The organism is Alteromonas sp. MmMcT2-5 (genome assembly GCF_022348315.1).
GTDB classification, from domain to species: domain Bacteria; phylum Pseudomonadota; class Gammaproteobacteria; order Enterobacterales; family Alteromonadaceae; genus Alteromonas; species Alteromonas macleodii.
In genome coordinates this window covers 1-23130 of the sequence record NZ_JAKRFB010000023.1, presented here as the reverse complement: position 1 = coordinate 23130, position 23130 = coordinate 1, and the positions used below count along the sequence as shown (strand labels likewise).

Sequence of the window (23130 nt, the reverse complement as noted above, 5' to 3'; positions counted from 1 at the left end):
GAGAAAAGGTGTGAAAAATTCAAGTAAACCCACCACAGGGAAAATATTCACCGCGCTGCGCTACAGTCTTGCAAGCGTTTTTGTTGTATCGAGTACTTTTGCAGTGGCAGACCAGCAAGGCACGAGTACACTTCACATTAGTTACGCGGCGCAATCTAGCGCTTATGCACTTACCAGCTCGGGTTCCCAAAGTGCTTCAATCCAAAGTGCTACTAATAAAGGCAGTGAAGAGGCTGTAAAAGCTCCACCCTACAAAAAGCCAGTTACCCTACATCTGGTCGGCGATTCAACCATGTCAGACAAGCCAATGTTGTCATATCCAGAACGTGGTTGGGGGCAATTACTTCCTGAATTCATGCTTCCAAGTATAAATATTAAAAACCACGCAGCTAACGGCAGAAGCACAAAGCGATTTGTGGACGAAGGGCGTTGGCAAGTGCTGTTATCTGATCTTTCTGAAGGTGACTTTGTGGTAATTCAGTTTGGTCACAACGATCAAAAACAGTCGGACCCCGCTCGCTATGCCGACCCGGAAAATGCCTATCCTGCTTATTTGAAACAGTTTGTTCAGGATGTTGAAGCAAAAGGGGCATCAGTGATTATCGCAAGTAGTATTTGCCGGCGTCATTTCACTGAGGAAGGTGTGTTAAAACGGACGTTGCTGGCGTATGCCGATGCAGCGAAGAAAGTGGCAGCACAAAATAACGTGCCATTTATTCCTATGAACGCTTTAACTTGCGATTTTCTCGCTCAGGTAGGCGAGCCTAACAGCAACCATTACTTCATTAAAGTGCCCGCCGACCTTTATGCGCGCTACCCTGAAGGCAAAACGGACGACACTCACTTGAACGTTGTGGGCGCGGCGAAAATGGCGCAAATATTCGTGCGAGAGCTAAAAGCAACAGCGCATCCGCTGGCAAAATACGTTTATCGAGACACTCTATAAATCAAACTAAACAAAGTGGCGCGCCAATATGTGGTGTGCCGCGCCTATTTAAACTAACGCACTGCAACCTATCTTAGCTAACTTGCTAAGGCATCTTTACCAATTGTGTATGTAGCGAATGATTATTGAGGAAGAGGGAAGAGGGAAGAGGGAAGAGGAAAGGGAAGGTCACATACCGACTATAGCGACGGTATGTGATTAGTGAAGGCATCACCTGATATAATGGCACCGGGGTAGGTAATCACTGTCGCTGCCACTTTTGCCCCATAGCTCGCGCTCTCAACAGGCTTTCTACCTGCAAGTCGAGCGGCCATATAACCGCCATTAAATGCATCGCCAGCAGCCGTTGTATCAACCACCTGTTCAACACGCTCAACAGGCACAATACATTGTTCTTGTTGACGGAGTATATGAACGCCAACCGCCCCGTTTTTCATAACGATTTCTTCAATCTGTTTGTCGGCTAAATAGCTAAATATTTCATCAGCATTAGTGTGGCCAAACAGCATTAAATGGTCGTCTGCACCTGGGAACGCCAAGTCTGCTTCAGCATATGCCTTACCCGTCCAGTATTTGGCATCTTCTTGAGATGACCAAAGGCGAGCTCGATAATTAGGATCAAAGGCAATCTTACTGCCTTTGGCCTTGAGGGACGAAATTAGTTCGAAAAGTGTAGCGCGCTGTTCGTCATCTAAAATGGCAATAGAGATACCGCTCAAATAAAACCAATCACAAGCAAATTCAGCGCCCTTCATAATGTTGAGCGTCTGTGTCGCTGCAGATTGGTTACGCCAATATGCAAAGGTTCTTTCACCTTCGTTGTCGTTGCGGATCATATACAGGCCAAGGTTACGCGACGACGAGCGAAACACTAAATCAGTGTTAATTTCGTGCTCACCCATTTTAAACAGCAGCTCATCGCTTAAAAAGTCTGCGCCGATCGCCGTTAAGTAACTAATGGAAGATGAAGGCAAGCAGCGTTTTAAATAAACCGCAGTGTTGTACGTGTCGCCAGCAAAGCTTTTCGCCATCAGATTATTATCTGTGTTTTCATCGCGCGTACTAACTGATGACTCACGCTGAGTGCTTCGAAGCTCTACCATGCACTCGCCAAAAATAACCATTCTTTGGTTGGTATCAACTATGCTCATGCCGCAGCCTCATCAAACAATGTTAGGCTTTGTTGACATGCCAAAGTTATAGCTTGCCAATTTTTTGCTTCAATGGCTGCCTTCGGCATCATCCATGTACCGCCTACTGCTCTTACATTGCCAAGCGAGAGATACTCATTCGCGTTGTCGCCATTAATGCCGCCGGTAGGGCAGAAGGAAACATCGCTAAATACGCTTGAAATCGCTTTAAGAAAAGGTGTTCCGCCGCTAAGACTCGCAGGAAAGAACTTCATCTCACGAATGCCTTTTTGGTGCGCCAAAAGAATATCGGCAGGCGTAGCGACGCCCGGCAAAAAGGGTGCATTAGACGCAATCAGTGTATCGAGCAATGTCTCTGAGCTTGTGGGCGTTATCAAAAATTGCGCGCCTGCATCCAACGCTTCAAATACGTGGTTGCGATTTAACAATGTGCCCATACCCACAACGAGTTCAGGAAACTGTTTTCTAATCGCTGACAGGGCTTCAAATGCTGCGTCGCTGCGTTTCACTACTTCTATGTTGCACAGGCCGCTATTTGCAATTGCTTCTGCTAGGTAAAGCCCCTCGTGAACAGATTTAGGCTGAATAATAGGGAGTAATGGGGCGCCTTTAAGCATGGAAAAGGTACTTTTCATCACGCGGTTCCTTTTAGTGAATCTAGCGAACTTTCTGTTAACGTAGTGGGAGCAGAACCTTGCTGACCTTCGTTGCTGTTTTCGTGCGATAAAATGTTAAGCAGCTGATTAACTTTTTCTAGCACTTTTTCTTTGAACGTAGTGTTTACCGACAGTTCAGCGAACATGGTTTCAAGAGAGAGCAATTTTTTAGCAAGTTCTATTGCCTGAAAGTCTACCGATTTTGCTGTGGCCCTTAACATACTATCTAGCGGGTCAGTGATAGTTTCGTTTAGACGTGCTTTGTTGTTTACAAATAGGCACCATGCCGCAACGGCACTGCAGAGCAAATCAATATTTCGTTTTGCTTTTAGGTTATCGCGTACTGTGTCGAGAATTCGAAATGGGATTTTCTGTGACCCATCCCAAGCAATTTGCGACAACAGGTGGCGAATATGCTTATTCTCATAGCGCTTAACAATGTCTTGTGCGTAAGCGTTCAGATCGAAGTCTTGTGTTCCGCTATCGGCATTCTCGTTATCACTGGATAGAGACGGAACAATTTCTTCTTTCAACATGGTTTGAATCAGTTGCTTTATGGCTGGGGTACGCATAGCGTCGTATACGGTTTCCTTGCCAAGCAATAACCCTATGTAGGCCAGTGTTGAATGTGTGCCGTTTAGAATGCGAAGCTTAGCTTTTTCAAAGAAGCTCACATCATGAGTAAAAGTAACGCCAACTTTATCCCAAGCGGGTCGTGGGCCAGAAAAATTATCTTCAACCACCCATTGAGTAAATGCCTCTCGCTGAATAGGCCAGTTATCAGTTAAACCCAGCTCAGCGGCAACGTTGGCTTTAAAGCTGTCTTCAGTTGCTGGCGTAATACTGTCAACCATAGTGCAGGGGAAGGCGATGTTCTCGCTGATCCATTGGCCGAGTGATTCGTCCGTTTTATTGGCGAACTCGGTCACCGCTTTTTGCAGCTTTTTACCGTTGTCTGACACGTTGTCACAGCTGATAATGGTAATATCTGCATAGCCTGCCTGCTTACGTTGTGCTAGCGCTTGCACAATTAGGCCAACTGCACTTACCGGTGTTTCTGGCGTGACTAAATCAGCTTTAATATCCGGATGATCAGTATCTAGATGACCTTGCGCATTAAGGCAATAGCCCTTTTCTGTCACGGTAAGCGTCACAATTTTAGTTTGCTTGTTTACCAGTGCAGCAACAATGTCTTCACGATCATGTGCTAATGTAGAAAGGGTTTTAATTGCGCCGATAATGTGGGTTTCAGGCTCGTTATCAACAATACACAACGCATAGAGATTGTCTTGTGTACTCAACGCTTCTTTAAGAGATGCGCTGCGCATTGACACACCGTGAATGCGCCAGTCACCGCCATAAGCCAGCGCCTTTTCGGTATAATACGCTTGGTGCGCACGGTGAAAGGCGCCTGGACCAATATGCACAATGCCACAACCGGTTGCTTCCAGATCGTAATTTGGTTTACTTACGCTGTCACTTAAAAGAGGTAGCGTTGAAATTGATAACGGCTTTGTCATGATTACCCCAGTTTGTACGCTTGTTTAGCAAAATCATAAGTTAGTTTTCTTGCAATGCTGGCCGCTTCTGTTTCACTGATGCGGTGCTCCACAACTAGCTGTGCAAGGAAGCGACAATCAATGCGTCTGGCAACATCATGACGTGCAGGAATAGACAAGAACGCGCGCGTATCGTCATTAAAACCAACAGTATTGAAGAAACCTGCGGTTTCTGTCACTTGATGTCTAAAGCGCAACATGCCTTCAGGGCTATCGTGGAACCACCAAGAAGGACCAAGTTTCAGGCAAGGGTAGTGGCCTGCAAGTGGTGCTAATTCACGGCTGTACGTGGTTTCATCTAATGTAAATAGAATAATGTCGAGGTTAGGCTCGTTACCGTATTTACCGAGTAACGGGCGAAGCGCTTTAACAAAATCTGTTTGCATTGGAATGTCGTGGCCTTTATCGCGACCAAACTGTGTAAAGAGCTGACTGTTGTGGTTTCTAAACGAACCAGGGTGAATTTGCATCACCATGCCGTCTTCTACACTCATTCCCGCTAATTCGGTAAGCATTTGGGCTCTAAATAGCTCTTGCTCTTCAGCGTTACTGTTTCCGCTTCTTACTTTATCGAATAAAGCAATACACTCAGCTTCACTTAAATCAGCTGTGTTCGCCGTTGGGTGTCCGTGATCTGTTGCTGTCGCACCGTGCTCTCTAAAGACGGCACGTCGTGCACGAATTGCGTTCAGGTAGCCCTGCCAGGTTGCAGTGTCTTCACCGGTGAGTTCACCAAGTTTCTCAATGTTTGAAACAATATCTTCGCGTGAAGCATCGACTACATCATCAGGTCTAAAGGTGGTGATAACCCGCTTTGCCCACGGTGTATCTTTAATCGCTGCGTGATGGGGAAGGGCATCAAGCGCGCCTTCGGTGGTAGCAATCACTTCAATATTGAAGCGGTCCATCAGCGCACGGGGTTTAAAGTCATCCCCTTGAAGCTGCGCAGTGATGTGGTCGTAATAATGCGTTGCGTTGTCGCTACACAACATCTCTCGCAAACCAAATACATCGTGAAATACAGTGTCTAACCACAAACGCGATGGTGTGGCAGCAAATAGATGATAGTTATCTGCCAGAAGTTTCCAGATTTTACGTGGATCCTTTTCCGTTTCGCCGCCGTCCCAACGTGGCACACCAATATCGGTTAATTTAATACCTTGGCTATACAGCATTCTGAACACATAGTGATCAGGGGTGATAAACAACTCGGTTGCATTGGTGAAATTATTGTTTTGTGCAAACCAACGTGGGTCAGTATGGCCATGTGGACTTATGATAGGGAGATCTCGAATTTCCTTATACAGCGCCTTTGCAACACTTCGGGTTGCTTCATCGGCAGGAAAAAGTCTATCTTCATGTAATAATATCGATTCCATAACGCTCTCTTTTAGAGGGTGACGCCACGTTTCCAAATAGCAATCTCATGGCTGCCATTCTTCTCGTTGCAGGTTTGTTGACCAGATGCCACTGCCAAACAATGTTGGAGTAGCGCTTCGGCACACTTATCGATAGAGACGCCTTCTAGAACTTGTCCAGCGTTAAAATCTATCCAATGTGGCTTCTTATTAGCGATATCTGAATTTGACGATATCTTGACTGTGGGTACAGGAAAACCAAGGGGCGTGCCTCGGCCTGTGGTGAATAAAACGATATGTGCCCCCGATGCTGCCAACGCCGTTGAACTAACGGCATCGTTACCAGGTGCTTGTAATAAACTTAAGCCTTTATCTTGCTTGGGCTCGCCATACTGCAAGATAGACTGAATAGTAGACGTTCCACCTTTTTGAACCGCGCCGAGAGACTTTTCCTCTAGCGTGGTTAAACCGCCTGCCTTATTGCCTGGAGACGGGTTTTCGTAAATAGGTTGGTTGTGGGCGATAAAGTAGTTCTTAAACTCATCAATCAGCGAGTTAAACGCCTCAAATACGTCTTTGTTTTTAGCGCGATTCATTAAGAGCTGTTCGGCACCAAACATTTCTGGCGTTTCGGTTAAAATGACCGAGCCACCTAGATTACACATTAAATCGGTAACACGCCCTACTGTTGGATTGGCAGTAATACCGCTAAAAGCGTCGCTACCACCACACTTCATGCCTAAGGTTAATTCGCTAGCGTCGATCGGCTCACGTTTGTCATTAGCCATTACTTTTAACAAGTCATAAACCGCATTGACGCCTTCTTCTAACTCATCTACCACTTCTTGTGCGTTGTAGAAGCGAACCCGATTTGCCGGTTTATCAACGTGAGGCAGTAAACTCTTAAGCTGATTGTTTTCGCAACCCAAGCCTACAATTAACACCGCACCAGTGTTCGGGTGAGATGCGAGAGAGGCTAAGATAGTGCGCGTGTCATCTAAATCATCGCCCAGCTGAGAACAGCCAAAAGGGTGGGTAAATGCGCGGAATCCGTCGCACTCGCTAGAGAAACGACGATTACATTCGTTGGCAATACGGTCTGCTGTTCGATTTACGCAGCCTACGGTATTGATGATCCATACTTCATTGCGAATACCCACTTTTCCATTTTCTCTTCTGTAGCCCATGAACTGTAACCCAGAAGTAAGATGGTTTTGTTTTGAAGCGGTATTTGACGGCGCGTAAACGTATTGTTCAGTGCCTTTTAACTTAGTCTTTGCGTTATGGCTGTGAACATGTTCACCAGCATTAATTTGGCTTGTTGCAGCACCAATGCTGAAACCATATTTTACGATGTCGCCACCGTCTGACAGGGTAACTAAGGCAACTTTATGGCCAGCAGGAATGTCTTGGCTAACTGTAATGTCATATTCAGCGATGTAAGTGCCAGCCACGATAGGGCAGGTTGCAACCGCAACGTTATCGTTATTATGCACTTTAACTAGTTGTGTTTTAACGTCCATTACAAGTCCTGCTTTATCTTTACGGCTTATTTAACCGCTAAGCGTTGTTAAATAAGCACTGTGTATTTAAAAAGAGCGATAGATTAGAAAACGTTGCTTTTTACGCTCTGTTTACAAATTGTTTATTTTTAACATTCTTTTTTATTGCCGTGCCACCGGTGACATGATAGGTCGAAAAAGAAGTGTTAGCAACACTTCATTGTAAAAAATCACACTTTTTTAATTGAATCGCGAATAATTAGGTGAGGTTTGACCAGATACGTTTCGGTTTCACTAACTTCACTGCCTTCGATGTGCGCGATGATTTTACGCGCTGCGATAGCTGCCATATCGCCAACGGGACGTTGAACAGTAGTAAGGGCAGGGATTACACGGGCAGCAAGTAGGTTGTCATCGAACCCCGCGACGGATAGTTCGTCAGGTACGGTTATTCCCATTTCATGAGCCACTTTCAATACGCCTGCTGCCATTTCATCGTTGTTTGCAAAAATAGCTTTAACTCGTGGTGACTGAATAAGCAATTGACGCGCGCATTCTATACCGCTTTCAAAGCTGTTTTTACCCTCAATTACCCTGTTTTTAGGTACATCGACACCCAGGCCGTTAAGCGTTTCAACAAAGCCTTCCAAACGCTCTTTTGAGGAATAATACTGTTGCGGACCGCTGATGATACCAATGTCTTTATGACCTAGTGAAACCATATAGCGCGCTAAGTCACTTAAAGCAGCTCTGTCGTCACTCACTACGATATTTTGATGGTCATCTAAATCTACTGACGCCATTCGCACATAGTTAATGCTCTTTTGTTGCAGCGCGTCGGCTAATAACTTCGATTCGGATACCGGTGGCAATATGATGACACCGTCTATGTTTGAACGACGTACAAAGTTAATACAGTCTTCTACAAAACCTTCGGCATTATAACTACAAGGGTGTACAACTAACTCATAACCCTTTTGAGAACATATGCTTAAGACGCCTCTTTGCACTTGGTCGATATACAAGGCATCGGGGTTGTCGTAAATTAGGCCTATCAAGTATGAGCGGCTAGTACTTAAACCACGCGCTTGCTTGTCAGGGGCAAACCCCGTTTCTTGAATGACCGCTTCAATGCGCTCACGTGTTGCTTTTCCCACATTGGTCGCACCGTTAATGACGCGTGACACGGTACGCTTTGATACACCTGCTAGGGCTGCAACATCATTGATAGTCGGGCGCTTGTTCATAATTCTCTGTTTTTCCGCGCTATTATGTCGTTACTTCCGATATTACCACACAAATACGGGCAATATGTTTTTGTTACTTAAAAGTGAAAGTTCGTGTGATCAAACTCCGCCTGACCACACCTTTCAGTCTTGATGATTCTACCTTACTAAAATCCTAGTGCACGTGGTAGCGCTTCGCTGAACCATGCGACATACGTAACTAGCATAAGAACGACAAACATAGCCACATATAAGGGTATTAGCGGTCGAATGATGTTCTCAAGTTTGGTTTTGGCAATGGCACAGGTAATGAAAAGTACGGCGCCGACGGGCGGTGAGCACAATCCGATAGACAGGTTGAGCACGAGCATGATGCCGAATTGCAGTTCGCTCATTCCAAGTTCTAAGGCCACAGGCAAAAATATGGGCGTAAAAATAAGTACGGCAGGTGTCATATCCAAGAATGCACCAACTACGATAAGCAATAGGTTGATTAAGAGAAGAATAAGTAATGGGTTATCGCTTATCGACAACAATGCGTTACTTAAAGTTTGCGGAATGTTCTCGAACGACAATAGCCAAGACATCGCTGTTGAGGCCGCGATAAGCAGCATTACAATTGCCGTCGTTTCTGCCGCCTTCAAGAAAATATCAGGTAGGGTTTTCGCATCCACTTCTTTATAAAACACCACAGCTAACAGCAATGAGTAAACCACCGCAATGGCACCAGCTTCGGTAGCGGTAAAAACGCCGCCCACAATGCCGCCAATCACTAAGAATATGAGGAATAGGGAAGGGAGTGCTGCGATAGTTTTTTCGACAACTACTTTAATAGGAAGTCGCGGCGATAGCGGGTATCCCTTCATTTTTGCGTAGATAAAGCACACCAGCATGAGCGCTAGACCCACCATAATGCCTGGAATATAGCCAGCCATAAAAAGGGCGGCGATGGATACGCCACCGCTAGCGATTGCGTATACAATTAAGATATTACTTGGTGGAATTAACATTCCCGTAGTTGATGCTGCGGCAGTGACCGCTGCGCTAAAATTCGGCTCGTAGCCCGCTTTTTTCATTTCGGGCAACATGAAGCTGCCAATAGCAGACGTAGTCGCTACTGCAGACCCTGAAATTGCACCAAACAGCATGCAGGAAACAACATTTACTAAGGCTAAACCACCGGGAAGGGCACCAATAAGCGCCATTGCACATTCAATTAATCGCTTGGCTATCCCGCCGCGTCCCATGATAAGGCCAGATAAAACAAAAAATGGGATTGCCAAGAGCGCAAAGCTATTAAGACCACCTGCCATACGCTGGGCAATAGTAATGGTAGCCGGAGCAATGTCCATGCTCATTACCATAGCAAGCAGCGTGGCTACACCAATGCTGATTGAAATGGGAACATTTAAAAGAAGGAGTACAAAAAAGGCGACGACTAAGATAATACCGGTCAGTTCCATTACGCTGACTCCTTATTGTTGTTTCGCCAAAGTGCAGTAATGTTAACCATTGCATAGGCAATGATAAGGCCTCCAGATAAGGGAAGCACGCTATAGATAAAGCCCATTTTTACACCTAGCGCCGCTGAGATTTGCTCTAGCTCTAATGTAAGAGACACTAGTTCAGCGCCGCCGTAAACCATCACCAAAACACAGAAGATAATGACAATGACTTCAACGCAGGTAAGTAGAAGGCGTTTCACTTTACGAGACTGACGCTCAACAATTAAGTTGAACCCCAAATGCGCGTTTTGGCGATAGGCGTAGGCCGCACCTAAGATGCCAATCCAAATAAGTATGAACCTAGACAACTCTTCGGTGACCGAAGCAGGGTCTTTAAGTACGTAACGTGAGACCACTTGCCAAATTACGGTAAGTAAAATACTTACCATGGCAATAATAAGGGTGCCGGCTAAGGCTTTATCGATGAGGCGTATTATTGTCATTGTTACATCGCTTTTATTTGCGTAATTAAGTCGCCAATTGGCGTGTTTTCAAAGCTCTTATGAAAAGGCTTTACCGCTTCAACGAAAGGCGCTTTATCAGGCGTAATAACTGTGACGCCTTCGGCTTTTACCTTTTCTAAAGAGGCTTGCGTAGATGTTTTCCAAAGTTCGCGTTGGTATTCAACAGAGTCTTCCATTGCTTTGGTTAGCCACGTTCGCTGCTGTTCATTCAAACTTTCCCATACCGGCAGCGATGCCAGCATGACGTCTGGAACACTGGTATGCTCGTCAAGGCTGTAGTAACGGGCAATTTCATAATGACGTGAAAGGTAGTAGCTGGGCGGGTTATTCTCTGCGCCGTCTACAACGCCTTGCTGAAGCGCAGTGTACAGTTCTCCCCAGGCAACGGGGGTTGCAGCTCCTCCAAGTGCGCGAACTGTTGCTACTGCAGTGGGGCTGTTCAACACGCGAATTTTGAGTCCGTTCAGATCGCTTGGTGTTTCTATTGGTTTGTCGTTGGTGTAAAAACTGCGGCTTCCCGCATCGTAGTAGCCGAGACCTTTAAGTCGGAAGTCTTCAACACCAGATAGCAACTCATCGCCTAAATCGCTGTTTAATACACGCCAGAAGTGTTCGTTATCGCGGAAAATGTAGGGAATGCTAAAAATCTTCATTTCGGGAGCAAACCCTTCCAAAGGACTTGCCGACACCTTAGTCATGGCGAGTGAGCCAATCTGCAGCAGTTCTACCATCTCCCTCTCGGTTCCCAGCTGGCTGCTCGGGTAAATAACCACACTCATTGTACCGTCAGAATAGTAATCTAGGCGCTCTCCAAGATATTCCATTGCTTTATGTACTGAGTGTTGAGTGTCCAGCGTATGCCCCAAGCGCAATACGGTGACCTCGCCTTGCAGTTCATTTTGCGAACACGCCGAGGCTAGCAACAGGGCCGTGGCTGACAGTGTGAGTTTTATATACCGCAACATAATCATTACACCTATTTAGAGCAGGGCTGCTTAACGCAACTGTGAAGGCGGAAACTTATCCATATCATCGTAATCCAGGTTTTCACCTGCCATTCCCCAGATAAATGCATAGCTTCCAGTACCTACACCGCAATGAATGGACCAAGGTGGCGATACCACGGCTTCTTCATTCGCTACAAAAATATGGCGAGTTTCGTGAGGTTCGCCCATGAAGTGACATACGCGGCTTTCGCTATCCATATCAAAGTAAAAGTACACTTCATTGCGTCGGTCATGTTGATGAGCTGGCATGGTGTTCCAGACGGAACCTGTGTGCAAACGGGTTAGTCCCATTTGAAGCTGACAAGTATCGACAACAGTATTGATAAGTAACTGCTTGATATCACGCTTGTTGGAGGTTTCCTGACTGCCTAAGTGAAGGATGTTTGCATCTGTGCTGCCTATTTTCTTGCAGGGATAGGCGTGGTGAGCCGGCGCCGAGTTTAAGTAATATTTGGCAGGATTGGACGCATTGTCCGACTCAAAAATGACTTCTTCATTGCCTTGTCCGATGTACAAGGCCTCTTCATTATCTAGGTGATAAGCGGTGCCTGAAACAGTAATGGTTCCAGGCCCGCCGATATTAATTACACCGACCTCGCGACGGGCGGTAAAGAACGGCATCTTTAACTGATCTTCAATGGTTTCTAGCGTTAGCGCTGACGTTGTCGGTACGGCACTTCCAAGCATAAAGCGTTCGTAGTGGGTGTATATCCATACGACTTCACCTTGTGTCATTAGGGTGTCGACTAAAAACGCGTCACGCAATTCTTGCGTGTTGTAAGCATTGGCCTCTTTACGACCGATAGCATATCGGGTGTCTATTTTATTGCTCATGGCTGTATCCCCATTCGTTAATTAACGTGCTAGAAAGCCGCCGTCGACAGCAAGGATATGGCCGTTTACGTAATTGCTTGCTGCGCTCGCAAGAAATACCGCCGCACCTGCTAAATCATCACTTTCCCCCCAGCGACTAGCTGGAATGCGGGCACAAATTTCAGCACTGCGTGTTTCATCATCTTGCAGTGCTTGGGTGTTATCGGTTTTGATGTAACCTGGCGCAATTGCGTTCACCTGCACATTGTATTGGCCCCATTCGTTTGCTAGCGCTTTCGTAAGGCCCGCAATGGCGTGTTTACTCGCGGTGTAAGCAGGAACGGTGATGCCACCTGTATAACTTAACATTGATGCAATATTGATGATTTTGCCTTGTCCCCGTTCTACCATCGTCTTGCCAATAGTTTGGCTAAGTAGGAAAGCTGAATCGATGTTGACAGCAAGCACGTTTTTCCACTCGTCAAAAGGAAAGTCGGTTGCTGGTGCTCTGAAAATAGTGCCGCCGTTATTCAGCAGGATGTCGATGTGTCCTTTAATGCTTAACGCATCTTCAGCAAGTTTAACTACCGCGTCGGCATCAGCGAGGTCGGCATCTAATGCCATGGCTTGACCACCTTCACTTTGAATTTTACGTAGTGTCTCGTCACATCCACCTGGTCGAGAACTGGCGCAGATGACGAAGGCGCCAGAAGTGGCGAGTGCTAAAGCAAGCGCTTGGCCTATACCTCGACTTGCTCCGGTCACTAATGCGGTTTTACCTTCTAGGCTAAAGTTGACCATGTAATTTACCTTTCACTAAATGGTTCATGGGTATGACGAATTTTATCGACATACTAAATTGAAAAATCTCGTTAACAAAATTTAAAATAATTGCCACCGGTGGCATTTGTCAATATATTGTTTATAAATATCGTTAATTAGTTAAATGCGTTAACAACCGATGGAGAGCATAAAAGTGATGAAATTTAGTAAGATAGGTCTAATTTTGGTGCCATTATTGGCAAGTTGCTCACAAGGGGATATAAATTCGGCTTTGTCTGTTAAGGTGAAAAATTCGGCAGACGGTGGTAGCGGCGATCAAATTTTTGAAGTATCTCTGCCCCCGCAATATTCGGGGTGGAAGTTAAAGCAATATCCGTCAGAATGGATTGAGAATAGCGAAGGGCAAGCGGTGTTACTAGGTGCAGCATCCATTGCGCCAGGAAGTAGTGCGTCATTGGAACTTATGCCACCTGAGCAAGCTACGAATGTTAACCTCCAAGACCGGGCGCACGCTGAACTTTCCGTAAGAACAGGAGGAGAGTGGCAAGACGCAGTATATAGCGCTGAGGGTTTTTCTTTTGAAGAAGTTACCTCATTCACATCGCCTCCGCAATTGACCGATCATTCTTACTTTTTGCGTTACGAAGGACCAGGCTGGGAGTCTGATCAAATGGGCTATCGCCTTTATCTTGATTGGCGTAACGCTATTGATGTCTTTGTTAAAGCGAACGACAGTGTAGTATTACCTGAGGTGGGGCAAGACGGCTACGATAGCTATCATAATTTATCTTCGTGGGGCGGAGACGCGCTTAAAGTTGGTAAATCGTTGGGCGTGGGTGCGCTTGGTCGATTAACAGAACAAGAAACCCAAGACTCCTCAACGCAGACAGTTATGCATTTTCAGCATGTAGAGAATACGCAATACCAATTAGTCTCGAATTCTCAGTTGCGTGCTGAGTTCGAGGTTGGCTACGAAGGGTGGTCATCGTCTGATGCGAAAGCGGACAGCATCGACGTTACCACGCACTATCGAATTGATGCGTTTGACCCCACCACCCACATCAGCGTTTCTGTATCAGAGCCATCGGATAATATTGTCGCAGGTCTAGTGGCGCATGATGGAATGCAGGTGATTAAAGCCGAGCGTGGTGAGTGGGGCGTTGTAGCGACTTGGGGAACGCAAAGTATCTTGGCAGATAATGACAACTTAGGATTGGCCGTTGTTTATCGAATAGATCAGGTCGAAAAGGTATTCGAGGGTGAACATGACCACCTTGTATTGTTCAAACCTTTAACCACTTTAGACTATAAAATTCTCGCGGTTTGGCCTAAGCGCAGCAGTGATGTACAAACTGCAAAGCAGTTTGAAGATTATCTGGTTAATAAATTAAAGATGTATAATCATCCTCTTACCGTCTTAAACTAAGTATTACTTAGCGACCGGGCTAGCGGGCTAGCGGGCCGTAGCGAAATGCGTAGCCCGTTAGCTTATATTATGTCTTTCTCTAATTGCCTTCTCCAACTACCCTCTTTTTCCATTTTTAGCCCATCCAACTTTCAAACAGTTATGTCCTGTTGTGTTCACGGGCACAAAGCTCTGACCAGTATTGTGAAACAAATAATTCATAAACTGACTGAGTGGTTTAGGTTTTCTTGATTGAGCATTCAATAATCCCAATGATTACAGCGCCTTCGTAAATTTTCGCATCTGTTTTAGTCGTTTTTTCAGACCCTTGTGTCAATAAAGCTTCATTTTGGTGTCAATTCACTGTCACCGGAATGTCACAAATGTCCTCCAGACTTTCGCCCGCTAAGACCGTTTACTGAGGTGAGTCTTCTGTTTACCTCCACTCAACATCGAAAACAAGTATAAGCAAGGAACTATAATGAAAAGCGAAACTCTTCGTGGAATTAAGTATTCAGCGATAGCACTGGCTGTAACACTAGGGATGACTGCCTGTTCACTGGAAGGTGACGATGGCGAAGACGGTGTACAAGGCCCTGTAGGTGAGCAAGGCCCAGTAGGAGATCAGGGCCCGGTGGGCGACCAAGGTCCTCAAGGTGATAGTGCAGGTACGCTAACACGTATCGCTACGGTTCCACTTGGTGCAGAAGTGACCGGTATATTCTTAACAGACGAAGGCGATTTATTTTTTAACGTTCAGCACCCGTCTGGCACTAATGCGGCGACAACCAGTGTAAATGCAATGCCTATCAACACCGGTACAGTGGGCGTGCTTGCAGGTGCTAACTTCAACAATCTGCCAGTAACATTACCAAATTCACCTGTACCAAGCTCAGATGAAGAAAAAGAGCTGGTGGTTTCTGCCATTGGTCAATATCAAGTACTTGGACAAACGGGCGACACTTTCGGTACTGACCTACCAGAAGGCTTAGGTCACATCTACACGTTGGATGGCGAAGAGTTGGTTCTTGAAAATGACATGCCTGATTTTAACGGCTTCATCTCAACCGCCGAAGGCGAAGGTTACCTTTTCTCGAACTGGGAAGAGCTTCCTGGCGGTATGAGCCGCATGAAAGTTGAAAAAGACGAGTTTGGTATGTGGGAAGTAACTGAAGCCATGATGCTGGATTTCTCGCCAGTATGGGGAACGGCGGCGAACTGCTTTGGTTCAATGTCACCTTGGGGTACACCGCTTACTTCAGAAGAGTGGGTGGTTGATTCGGCGGTGGATACGACAACATCACCAAGCTGGAATAACCCAGAGGCCGTTTCTACAGATGCGCGCTTAGGTCGTATGTGGCAAATGACGGCGCCAGATGCGCCAAACCCTTACAACTATGGCTACATTGCGGAAGTAACAGAGCCGTTGGCTGATGAGCCGGTTATTGTTAAGCATTTTGCCATGGGCCGGTACGAGCATGAGAACTCAACGGTCATGCCTGACGGCAAAACGGTTTACCTTTCTCAAGATGATACGGGGGGCGTACTGTTTAAGTTTGTCGCAGACACAGCTGAAGACTTATCGGCAGGTACACTTTACGGCGCTAAGCTCACTCAGGATGCAGGTCAGAATGATCCTGCGACAACTGGTTTTGCGGTTGAATGGGTGGAATTAGCTAGCGGTGATAACCTGACTATTCGCGCGTGGATTGATGAATACAATGGTATTGGTACCGACGATTACGTGGATGGACAAAGTTCTTACATTACTATGGCCGACGTTCAAGCATGGGCTGATGGCGATGCGACCTATCCAACGGTAGAGGAAGGTGGCTCTAGCGTAACAGCAGGACAGCCAATGGATAACCGCGTAGCGTTCTTAGAGAGTCGTGCAGCGGCCCGTCTTAAAGGGGCTACCGCAGAGTGGAGAAAACTGGAAGGTATCTCAATCAACCAGAAACGCGCAAAGGAAGCGGTTGAAGGTGTAGATACTATCGAAGGTGAAGTGGTACAGAATGCATACCTTTACATCGGCATCGCTGATATCGACAACACAATGATTGACGGTGAAGGCGATATGCAGCTTTCAGCCCGCGTTAAAGACTGTGGTGGCGTTTATCGTGCCAAGCTTGAAGAAGGCTATAACATCTCTCGTATTGAACCTGTGGTGATGGGCGGTACGTACCGTTCAAGCCTAACTGGCGCCGAGCGTTGTGACGTTGAACAGCTTTCTCAACCAGATAACGTAGTGGTGATGAACGACGGCCGTATTCTTATCGGTGAAGACGGTTTCCAAGAAAACAATACGCTGTGGATGTATGAGCCAGCAGATAAGTAAGTTTTCTTTTTAATTTAAAAATACTCCGGGCACTTATGTGCCCGGATTTTTCCGTTGTGACGATTATGAAAATGTTAAAAATAACTTCAGGTGTAAGCATTCTGCTTTCACTACTTATCAGTGTAGGATGCACTGATAGCACGGGTACTGACGTGAACAATCAGTCAAACTATGAGCAAAACTCAACAAGCTTTACAGTTGACACACAACTGCCTACTTCTACTCACGAAAAGACCGACAGCACCCACGCTTATCCTTATCGAGAAGGCGATGCTATTCCCGCTCTGGCATATATTGAACACGATGAAGTGTATAACCCTGAATCGGTTATTCCTCCCCAGTGTTACACCAAAACAGAAGGTGTTAACAACCCATGTTATGCATGCCACCAAAGTTACGATTCAATGGAAAAGCGTCCTAATCAAATGGGCGATGGTACGTTACAGGGCAACTACGAATTTTCTGACGTAGGGTTAACAAACAGCTGGAAAAACCTGTTTATTGACCGTACATCACTAATTGCGGGCATTGATGATGCCACGATTAAAAAATATATAGCGCAAGACAACTATACCGCTTCGCTTAACAATGACGCCATGCCAGACTACATGCGTATTGAAAATTTGAGCGCCGCTGACAAGGCATTTGATGGCGACGGTTTTGCTAAAGATGGCAGTGGATGGGTGTCGTATAATTACAAGCCTTTCCCAAGTACTTTTTGGCCGACTAACGGGTCAACCGGCGATGCTATGATCAGGCTTCCTGAAAGCTTTCAAACGCTAAAAGGCAAGTATAATAAGGCTATCTATACATTGAACCTAAGCTTGGTTGAAATGGCACTTAAAGAGCTGGATACGTTAACTGTGGCGCCGGTCAACGAATTAGCGTTGAACATCGACGTAAACCAAGACGGAAAACTTACCAATTCAGTGACTGAAATCGCTCGTTTGTCGCATTATGTTGGCGACGCAAGCGATGTTCCGCTAGCGGACATGCTTTACCCCGAAGGTACAGAATTCTTACATACCGTGCGCTACATTGGCGTGGATGAAAACGGGAATATTTATAACGCGCCGCGTATGAAGGAAGTGCGCTACATGAAAAAGCATATGTTCAGAAGCAGAGAAAGCTTAGCATCTGCCTATTATGCGGAAGCAAAAGATAAGCATTTTGAAAAGCTGCCTCAAACCCGCTACTTAGGTGAAAAAGGAATAGACAACGGCTTTGGCTGGACAATTAATGGCTTCATTGAAAATGAGCAGGGCGAACTTCGTGCACAGCACGCTCAAGAGCTTGCGTTTTGTAACGGCTGTCACAAAACAGTAGGTTCAACCTTCGATCAAACATTTTCATTTGCACGGAAAGTTCCCGGACAAGCGGGGTGGGGCTATATAGACCTGCGTGAAATTGAAGATGTGCCAAATATCAACGAGGAAAAAGGCGAGTTCCTTACTTATATGGAGCGCGTGGGCGGTGGCGATGAGTTCCGTCAAAACGGAGAAATGCTGGCCAAATGGTTTGATGAAAAAGGCATGGTCAAGGTGGAAGAGGTGCAACGTGCCAAGTCAGTGTACGACATCATTACTCCTTCACCAGAGCGCGCGTATGCGTTGAACAAAGCGTATTTGACCATAGTGAAAGAGCAAAGCTATTTGTTCGGTCGCGACGCAACGCTGACTAAGGCGACTAATGTGTTAAGCACTATTGATGCCGAACAGCCACCGCTTAAGCCTGAACATCGTTTCAAGTGGGATATGCGACTTAACTGGCAACAAGAAAAGCCAAGCGCCATTGCAGAAGCTCGGTAGCGCTTGTTTATTTAGAAGATAACGCTCGCGGCTAGATGTTAGCCGCGGGTAAAATTTCAAACTGAATCGGTTTGTAACGGAAGTTATTTGACTCGCCCGCTGAACACGCGGTTAACCCTACGATTAGATCCATCTTTGCTTCAAATATTGTGTAATCACCGGCATTAGACTTAGGAGGAAGAACAGATATTTTACCCTTGGCGTCTACCTCCACATTCATAAAGGTATTGAATGTGGTACAAACGTGATGCTCTGGGATGTCAAACTCTGAAAAAGCCGCGACTAAATTGCCGTGGCACCCAGGTACAGGCTCTTCATTGGGATAAAAATGCTTAAACGTGTCAACACTGCAAGGAGTCAAAAGAAAGTCATGGTCTTCTACAGTGTCTTCAATAATTTCGAACATCACGTTACTTTGATTAGAGTATAGCAAGCTGCCTTTTTTGAATTGGATGCTTTCATTGTAATCTAAACTTCGTCCTGAAGAGATAAACTCATTTTTATCGTGTTCATTGAACGCATAGAGGTCGGCCACTTGTTCACCTTCTGGATCAATAACTTTAAGTCTTTCCCCTTTTTTCATAGTAAATGCAGTGCCGCTTCTTGGCTGTATAGTTTGTAACATTATGTGACTTGTCCCTTTTATTTAGGTTTAGTGCTTAATCCGCTTGAACGGGCATTCCCAGTTTTCGGAATGTTTTACACCACTATATTGATATACCTCTGAGCTATCACCATGGTTTGCGAGTAGCTCATTTTTACTTCCGCAGTACGCGGTATCTCGTTTACGAATGTGGTCTTTGAATGCTTCAAAACGCTTCTGCTTTCTCAACATGTCAAATTGCTCGTGTAAATTAAACACGATGGCAGGGTAGGGAAATCGACGGCTTTTTCTTGATGCATTTGGATGCAGTCCAACTACAAAGAAACCCTTTCCGCCTAAACTCAAGCTAAACTGAGCGTTATGAGGGTCACTTGATACTTTACTATCCCAAGGTTTTAAACAGGCGTCAATCTCGTGTAAACGCTGCAATTTTTCCCATAAAACCCGATCAAATTCAGTTTCGCTTATCGTATCTGGAAGCTCAAAAGTTGCGACCAAAGAGGAGTACATGTCCCGTTCAAGATCAAACGACTCTACAAATTGGTGAATTGACGCCAACATATCTGTCTCATTGAGAGGACAGCGAATATCGTCGTATTGATTCACATGAATTTGGCTTTTATTGAGGGCTGTTTTGGCTCCGACGCAGGGGAAATCGGCTTCCCCTACAAACGACAAAAAGCGCTCGGTTAGATTCGGTTTCAATAAAGACATTCCATATCTCCCTGAAAGCGTTTTATGCGGTCGTGCTTAAAAGGTCAGAGCCTTTCTCCGGCGAATGAAAAGACGTAAATTCAACATTGTTTTGGGCGTTGGTTACCGTTAATTGCTCAACCGGCACGTCCGCCTTGTCTTCCTCTACCTGCTGGGGGAGGTGCTTGATCTTAATGCCGTTTTGCTTGAAGTCAGCATTAATAAAACCTTGGTCTGCATACGCGTTCAATACATTGACACATGGATAAAATCCCCATTTCGAGTGAAAACGCTGTGCATTATGAACAAAGTCTAAAAGGTGATTTATCGGGCATTGATAATTAGGCCGATGTGGTGCAAATGTTCGCGTGGGCAATTGCTCCAACGAAAACCCTAATGCCCTACAGTTAGTGAAGAAATCTTCGTCGTTTAGTCCGAAACCCGCGTAGCCTTCATCGAAGCCGCCGGTTTTCTGAAAGTCTGCCTTACGAATAAAAAACACTGTAGAACAAATACTATCGTCACTAAACTTTCCATGATTAATTTCCTGATCTCTTGAAGGTATTTCGTTATTGTCGTCTTCGGGTAACGTGTCGTCATTACTTGCTAAATAACCGATTTCTTTTTCATCTTTTGAAATTTGTCGGTAGGGCTTACAACAGCGCTCGTTGGGTAAAAACACCACTGATGTGAACACTACGGTGTTGTCATGAAGCGCAAGCAAGCCATCTCTAAAAAGCGATGGGGCAATAACTGCGTCTACGTTTAGGTAAACTAAATTCGCGTGCTTGGCCGCTGACATACCCTTGTTGCGCGCTTTCGCTATCGGAAGAGCATCTTGAGTCACAAACTTGTGAACAATGTCGAATTTGTCACTGCGTACGAGTGACAAATCAGAAGGAGGTGCCATCCAAACAATGACTAGCTCATCTGGCGTTGGAGAGCATTGCTCTAACTGAGTAATCAAATTGGCCAGTTTCTCAGTTCTGCTCTTAACAATAGTTACTGCACTTATTGGTGAACGCATACTCTTCCTCCCTTTCTAATTTGTTGAACCTGTAATAACGACGACATGAAACGTTGAACGTTATACTTTCGTAGAAGCAAAGAGTGTTCCTGTTTTGTAAGTTATTGATTATCTGTTGAAAGTTTTATTTTGAAGTTCTGTTTTCGAGAATTTTCAGCAATGGTTGAGCGCCAAGGCAAGCAAGAGGTGCAAAGTGAGAGAAAAATTTACAAACGAATGTATGGAGGCCAACAGCAGTTTTTTATGTTGATTTTTGGTGGTCTGTTCTAATTTGCAGATTAACATGACGCTTCTTTTCATAAGTCTTGTTTTACTGTGCATCTAGCGCGTAATTGCTTTGCCGTTCCCACATATTTTGATATGCTTGATTAGTAGGTTAAACATTACAATTCAATAGTTTAAATATTCCTACAAATATTGCTTAACACGTTTTCTTTCGAGTAGAACTAATCTCATATTATTGGTTTTTACTCACTCAGAGTGTAGGTAAATCTTCAGCCTTACTTGTAACGTATTAATTTCTGAATTTCGTATTTTTTCTGGTGGACAAAGGCTGTGGAATCACAATCGTCTGTATTTATTCGACACTATGACAAACAATCATTAAAGGTGGTTGATGTTATATCTGGTATCTCACCAAATGCTATGCGCAGAGTATTTGGCGGCTGGATATTTTTCGCAGCTGTTGTCGGCGTTATTGTAAGCGTAGCACCAGATTTGAGCGCTCAATTTATCGGTTTAACACTTTTCGTTCTTGTTGCTTTTACACTCGTAATGTTTGGACAGAGCAGAATAACGGAAGGCTGGCCAGCTATAATTTGCGACAACAACTACATCGGCGTGGTGAGAGACCCTGTTAAGAGAGAGTATATTTGTGTGAACTCTGCTCTGGTCAAAGAAGCTAACCCCACATTAATAAAACCCAATAAGAAAGCGGTTGAGATTGTGTTAGATAGCGAACAACTATCGGCAGAAGATCAAGAGGTGCTAAACCAAGCGGTTTGGCCTCGGGATAACAAGCTAATAGGGCTAGCCCATTTTAAAAAGCGTGAAGAGGCGTGTGATAGCCTCATGTGGTGTATCAAACACCGTAGCTCTCATTAGATTTACAGTCTTGAGTATTACTCCTTGTCCCTGATTAGCGCTAGTTCGGTATAAAGCGGGTAGTGGTCTGAGCCTATGCTTTCAAGCTTCTCTATATTGACCAATGCAAAATGTTCCGAGTGAAATACGTGGTCTAACGGCCATTTCACTAAAGGATATTTCGCGTGAAATGTATTGAAAAAACCGCGCCCCTCTCGTGGGTCTAAAAGTCCGCTTATTTTCTTGAACTTTCTGGTAGTAGGTGACCAAGCCACATCGTTAAGATCGCCAGCGACGACAACAGGGCCCTCTGTTTCAGCTATTTCTTCCCCCACAACAGTAAGTTCTACGTCTCTGGGCTTTGCATACGTGTTTTCTGTTGGGCTTGGTGGTTTTGGATGAAGAAAATATAGCGTGACATCTTGTCCGTGGTGATTGATTTTAACTTTCATAGACGGCACATCTTCTTCTATTAGAAATCGCAATGAGACCTCTTCAAAGGGAAGCTTACTATAAAGATGCATACCGTAGAGGTTTTCGAGCGGGCAAAATTTACGATACGGGTATTCAGATTCAATTTCACTGATGCCTTTCTGCCACTTCTCATTAGATTCCAACGTTACGAGAAAATCAGGTTGTTTATTACGTACATGTTCAATGAGCTTGCGAAAATCGTCATTAGGCATATACACATTGCTTGATAAAACACTTAGCTTTTGGCTCGCACTCTCAACCTCGACGTGCCTAACTTCTCTTTTATACAGAGGGGTATAAGGAATGATCCAGATAACCTGATAAATAAGGCTAACTGTTAATCCAGCGACAATAATTACTGCTAGGCTATCTATCTGTGCGTAATAGGTTGATTCAAAAATATGCCCAGCAATTAACAAAGAAATGATAACCGCTATTTGTAGTCGCGGAAATTCCCACACTCTTACTAACCAATGAGAAGAAGGAAGCAAAGGGGCCCAGCTTACGGCTATAAATAAGACTGAAACAGCAGTAAGAGCAGTATCCATGTCTAGTTGGTCCTTGAGTTTAATTAACGAAAAACACTCCACCTGTTGCTTCTGTCTGCAAAACTAAATTGATGACTATAGCTAGGGCCTGTTGACCTTTGGTGTACGAATTTTGGTCTAAATGGAAGCCTTTTAATCGCGAAACAGTCCTGCAAGCCTAGCGGGCTAAGTTAAAGGACT

General features: G+C 45.1%; 20 protein-coding genes. 5 read left to right on the top strand and 15 right to left on the bottom strand.

The features are described 5' to 3' along the window. Positions 1–10 precede the first annotated feature (10 nt). Positions 11–946, top strand: a complete 936-nt coding sequence (locus MHN09_RS11390) for a rhamnogalacturonan acetylesterase (protein WP_239240776.1) — start codon at positions 11–13, stop codon at positions 944–946. 179 nt (positions 947–1125) lie between these two features. Here MHN09_RS11390 and MHN09_RS11385 read toward each other — a convergent pair whose 3' ends face one another. The 11 genes from MHN09_RS11385 to kduD all read right to left on the bottom strand — a co-directional run bounded on the left by MHN09_RS11385 (position 1126) and on the right by kduD (position 12988). Then, entirely contained in the window at positions 1126–2097 is a 972-nt protein-coding gene (locus MHN09_RS11385) for a sugar kinase (protein ID WP_014976838.1), read from the bottom strand. Next, on the bottom strand, positions 2094–2732 hold the full coding sequence (eda, locus tag MHN09_RS11380; protein ID WP_239240774.1) for a bifunctional 4-hydroxy-2-oxoglutarate aldolase/2-dehydro-3-deoxy-phosphogluconate aldolase: 639 nt from the start codon (positions 2730–2732) through the stop codon (positions 2094–2096). The genes MHN09_RS11385 and eda overlap by 4 nt, the downstream gene beginning before the upstream one ends. Next, positions 2732–4273 carry a mannitol dehydrogenase family protein gene (locus tag MHN09_RS11375; protein ID WP_239240772.1) on the bottom strand — a complete coding sequence of 514 codons (1542 nt, stop codon included), beginning with the start codon at positions 4271–4273 and terminating at the stop codon, positions 2732–2734. Before MHN09_RS11375 ends, eda begins: the two co-directional genes overlap by 1 nt. A 2-nt stretch (positions 4274–4275) precedes the next feature. Further along, positions 4276–5691, bottom strand: coding sequence for a glucuronate isomerase (uxaC, locus tag MHN09_RS11370; protein WP_039225321.1), 1416 nt, complete (start codon positions 5689–5691; stop codon positions 4276–4278). An 11-nt stretch (positions 5692–5702) separates the two neighbouring features. Continuing rightward, complete coding sequence (locus tag MHN09_RS11365) at positions 5703–7193, bottom strand: altronate dehydratase family protein (RefSeq protein ID WP_239240770.1); 1491 nt, start codon at positions 7191–7193, stop codon at positions 5703–5705. 209 nt (positions 7194–7402) lie between these two features. Next, positions 7403–8419, bottom strand: coding sequence for a LacI family DNA-binding transcriptional regulator (locus MHN09_RS11360; RefSeq protein ID WP_014949874.1), 1017 nt, complete (start codon positions 8417–8419; stop codon positions 7403–7405). 146 nt (positions 8420–8565) lie between these two features. Then, positions 8566–9861, bottom strand: a complete 1296-nt coding sequence (locus tag MHN09_RS11355) for a TRAP transporter large permease (RefSeq protein ID WP_239240767.1) — start codon at positions 9859–9861, stop codon at positions 8566–8568. Next, on the bottom strand, positions 9861–10346 hold the full coding sequence (locus tag MHN09_RS11350) for a TRAP transporter small permease (RefSeq protein ID WP_239240764.1): 486 nt from the start codon (positions 10344–10346) through the stop codon (positions 9861–9863). Before MHN09_RS11350 ends, MHN09_RS11355 begins: the two co-directional genes overlap by 1 nt. A gap of 2 nt (positions 10347–10348) precedes the next feature. After that, complete coding sequence (locus MHN09_RS11345) at positions 10349–11332, bottom strand: TRAP transporter substrate-binding protein (RefSeq protein ID WP_239240761.1); 984 nt, start codon at positions 11330–11332, stop codon at positions 10349–10351. A gap of 30 nt (positions 11333–11362) precedes the next feature. Beyond that, the gene (kduI, locus tag MHN09_RS11340) at positions 11363–12208 is read right to left on the bottom strand and encodes a 5-dehydro-4-deoxy-D-glucuronate isomerase (RefSeq protein ID WP_239240758.1); all 846 of its coding nucleotides are present in this window, start codon (positions 12206–12208) and stop codon (positions 11363–11365) included. Between the two features lie 21 nt (positions 12209–12229). Beyond that, on the bottom strand, positions 12230–12988 hold the full coding sequence (kduD, locus tag MHN09_RS11335) for a 2-dehydro-3-deoxy-D-gluconate 5-dehydrogenase KduD (protein WP_239240755.1): 759 nt from the start codon (positions 12986–12988) through the stop codon (positions 12230–12232). A 178-nt stretch (positions 12989–13166) separates the two neighbouring features. Between kduD and MHN09_RS11330 the strand changes: the two genes are divergently transcribed. From MHN09_RS11330 to MHN09_RS11320, 3 genes are all read left to right on the top strand, one after another. Then, positions 13167–14396: a DUF4861 family protein gene (locus tag MHN09_RS11330; RefSeq protein ID WP_101564990.1), complete on the top strand. Its 1230-nt coding sequence runs from the start codon at positions 13167–13169 to the stop codon at positions 14394–14396. A gap of 460 nt (positions 14397–14856) precedes the next feature. Next, a complete protein-coding gene (locus MHN09_RS11325; protein ID WP_014949867.1) occupies positions 14857–16713 on the top strand; it encodes an alkaline phosphatase PhoX in 1857 nt (618 codons plus the stop codon). A gap of 65 nt (positions 16714–16778) precedes the next feature. After that, positions 16779–18521: a hypothetical protein gene (locus tag MHN09_RS11320; RefSeq protein ID WP_239240752.1), complete on the top strand. Its 1743-nt coding sequence runs from the start codon at positions 16779–16781 to the stop codon at positions 18519–18521. Positions 18522–18552: 31 nt separating this feature from the next. Here MHN09_RS11320 and MHN09_RS11315 read toward each other — a convergent pair whose 3' ends face one another. From MHN09_RS11315 to MHN09_RS11305, 3 genes are read right to left on the bottom strand one after another with little or no spacing between them, the layout of a single operon-like run. Further along, the gene (locus MHN09_RS11315) at positions 18553–19146 is read right to left on the bottom strand and encodes an urea carboxylase-associated family protein (RefSeq protein ID WP_014976827.1); all 594 of its coding nucleotides are present in this window, start codon (positions 19144–19146) and stop codon (positions 18553–18555) included. A 27-nt stretch (positions 19147–19173) separates the two neighbouring features. Continuing rightward, positions 19174–19839 carry a guanitoxin biosynthesis heme-dependent pre-guanitoxin N-hydroxylase GntA gene (gntA, locus tag MHN09_RS11310; protein ID WP_014949864.1) on the bottom strand — a complete coding sequence of 222 codons (666 nt, stop codon included), beginning with the start codon at positions 19837–19839 and terminating at the stop codon, positions 19174–19176. A 22-nt stretch (positions 19840–19861) separates the two neighbouring features. Continuing rightward, the gene (locus MHN09_RS11305) at positions 19862–20845 is read right to left on the bottom strand and encodes a galactosyltransferase-related protein (RefSeq protein ID WP_239240749.1); all 984 of its coding nucleotides are present in this window, start codon (positions 20843–20845) and stop codon (positions 19862–19864) included. 555 nt (positions 20846–21400) lie between these two features. On the opposite strand from MHN09_RS11305, the gene MHN09_RS11300 reads away from it, so the two are divergent. Then, on the top strand, positions 21401–21949 hold the full coding sequence (locus MHN09_RS11300; RefSeq protein WP_239240746.1) for a hypothetical protein: 549 nt from the start codon (positions 21401–21403) through the stop codon (positions 21947–21949). Between the two features lie 17 nt (positions 21950–21966). On the opposite strand, the gene MHN09_RS11295 is transcribed toward MHN09_RS11300, so the two are convergent. After that, positions 21967–22950 carry an endonuclease/exonuclease/phosphatase family protein gene (locus tag MHN09_RS11295; RefSeq protein ID WP_239240743.1) on the bottom strand — a complete coding sequence of 328 codons (984 nt, stop codon included), beginning with the start codon at positions 22948–22950 and terminating at the stop codon, positions 21967–21969. Positions 22951–23130 lie beyond the last annotated feature (180 nt).

Coding starts and splice junctions, on each gene's coding strand:
- kduD (WP_239240755.1), bottom strand. CDS start 12,988: ATGGTCAACTTTAGCCTAGAAGGTAAAACCGCATTAGTGACCGGAGCA.
- kduI (WP_239240758.1), bottom strand. CDS start 12,208: ATGAGCAATAAAATAGACACCCGATATGCTATCGGTCGTAAAGAGGCC.
- MHN09_RS11305 (WP_239240749.1), bottom strand. CDS start 20,845: ATGCGTTCACCAATAAGTGCAGTAACTATTGTTAAGAGCAGAACTGAG.
- MHN09_RS11295 (WP_239240743.1), bottom strand. CDS start 22,950: ATGGATACTGCTCTTACTGCTGTTTCAGTCTTATTTATAGCCGTAAGC.
- MHN09_RS11355 (WP_239240767.1), bottom strand. CDS start 9,861: ATGGAACTGACCGGTATTATCTTAGTCGTCGCCTTTTTTGTACTCCTT.
- MHN09_RS11320 (WP_239240752.1), top strand. CDS start 16,779: ATGAAAATGTTAAAAATAACTTCAGGTGTAAGCATTCTGCTTTCACTA.
- eda (WP_239240774.1), bottom strand. CDS start 2,732: ATGAAAAGTACCTTTTCCATGCTTAAAGGCGCCCCATTACTCCCTATT.
- MHN09_RS11360 (WP_014949874.1), bottom strand. CDS start 8,419: ATGAACAAGCGCCCGACTATCAATGATGTTGCAGCCCTAGCAGGTGTA.
- gntA (WP_014949864.1), bottom strand. CDS start 19,839: ATGTCTTTATTGAAACCGAATCTAACCGAGCGCTTTTTGTCGTTTGTA.
- uxaC (WP_039225321.1), bottom strand. CDS start 5,691: ATGGAATCGATATTATTACATGAAGATAGACTTTTTCCTGCCGATGAA.
- MHN09_RS11385 (WP_014976838.1), bottom strand. CDS start 2,097: ATGAGCATAGTTGATACCAACCAAAGAATGGTTATTTTTGGCGAGTGC.
- MHN09_RS11375 (WP_239240772.1), bottom strand. CDS start 4,273: ATGACAAAGCCGTTATCAATTTCAACGCTACCTCTTTTAAGTGACAGC.
- MHN09_RS11365 (WP_239240770.1), bottom strand. CDS start 7,193: ATGGACGTTAAAACACAACTAGTTAAAGTGCATAATAACGATAACGTT.
- MHN09_RS11325 (WP_014949867.1), top strand. CDS start 14,857: ATGAAAAGCGAAACTCTTCGTGGAATTAAGTATTCAGCGATAGCACTG.
- MHN09_RS11350 (WP_239240764.1), bottom strand. CDS start 10,346: ATGACAATAATACGCCTCATCGATAAAGCCTTAGCCGGCACCCTTATT.
- MHN09_RS11345 (WP_239240761.1), bottom strand. CDS start 11,332: ATGTTGCGGTATATAAAACTCACACTGTCAGCCACGGCCCTGTTGCTA.
- MHN09_RS11330 (WP_101564990.1), top strand. CDS start 13,167: ATGAAATTTAGTAAGATAGGTCTAATTTTGGTGCCATTATTGGCAAGT.
- MHN09_RS11315 (WP_014976827.1), bottom strand. CDS start 19,146: ATGTTACAAACTATACAGCCAAGAAGCGGCACTGCATTTACTATGAAA.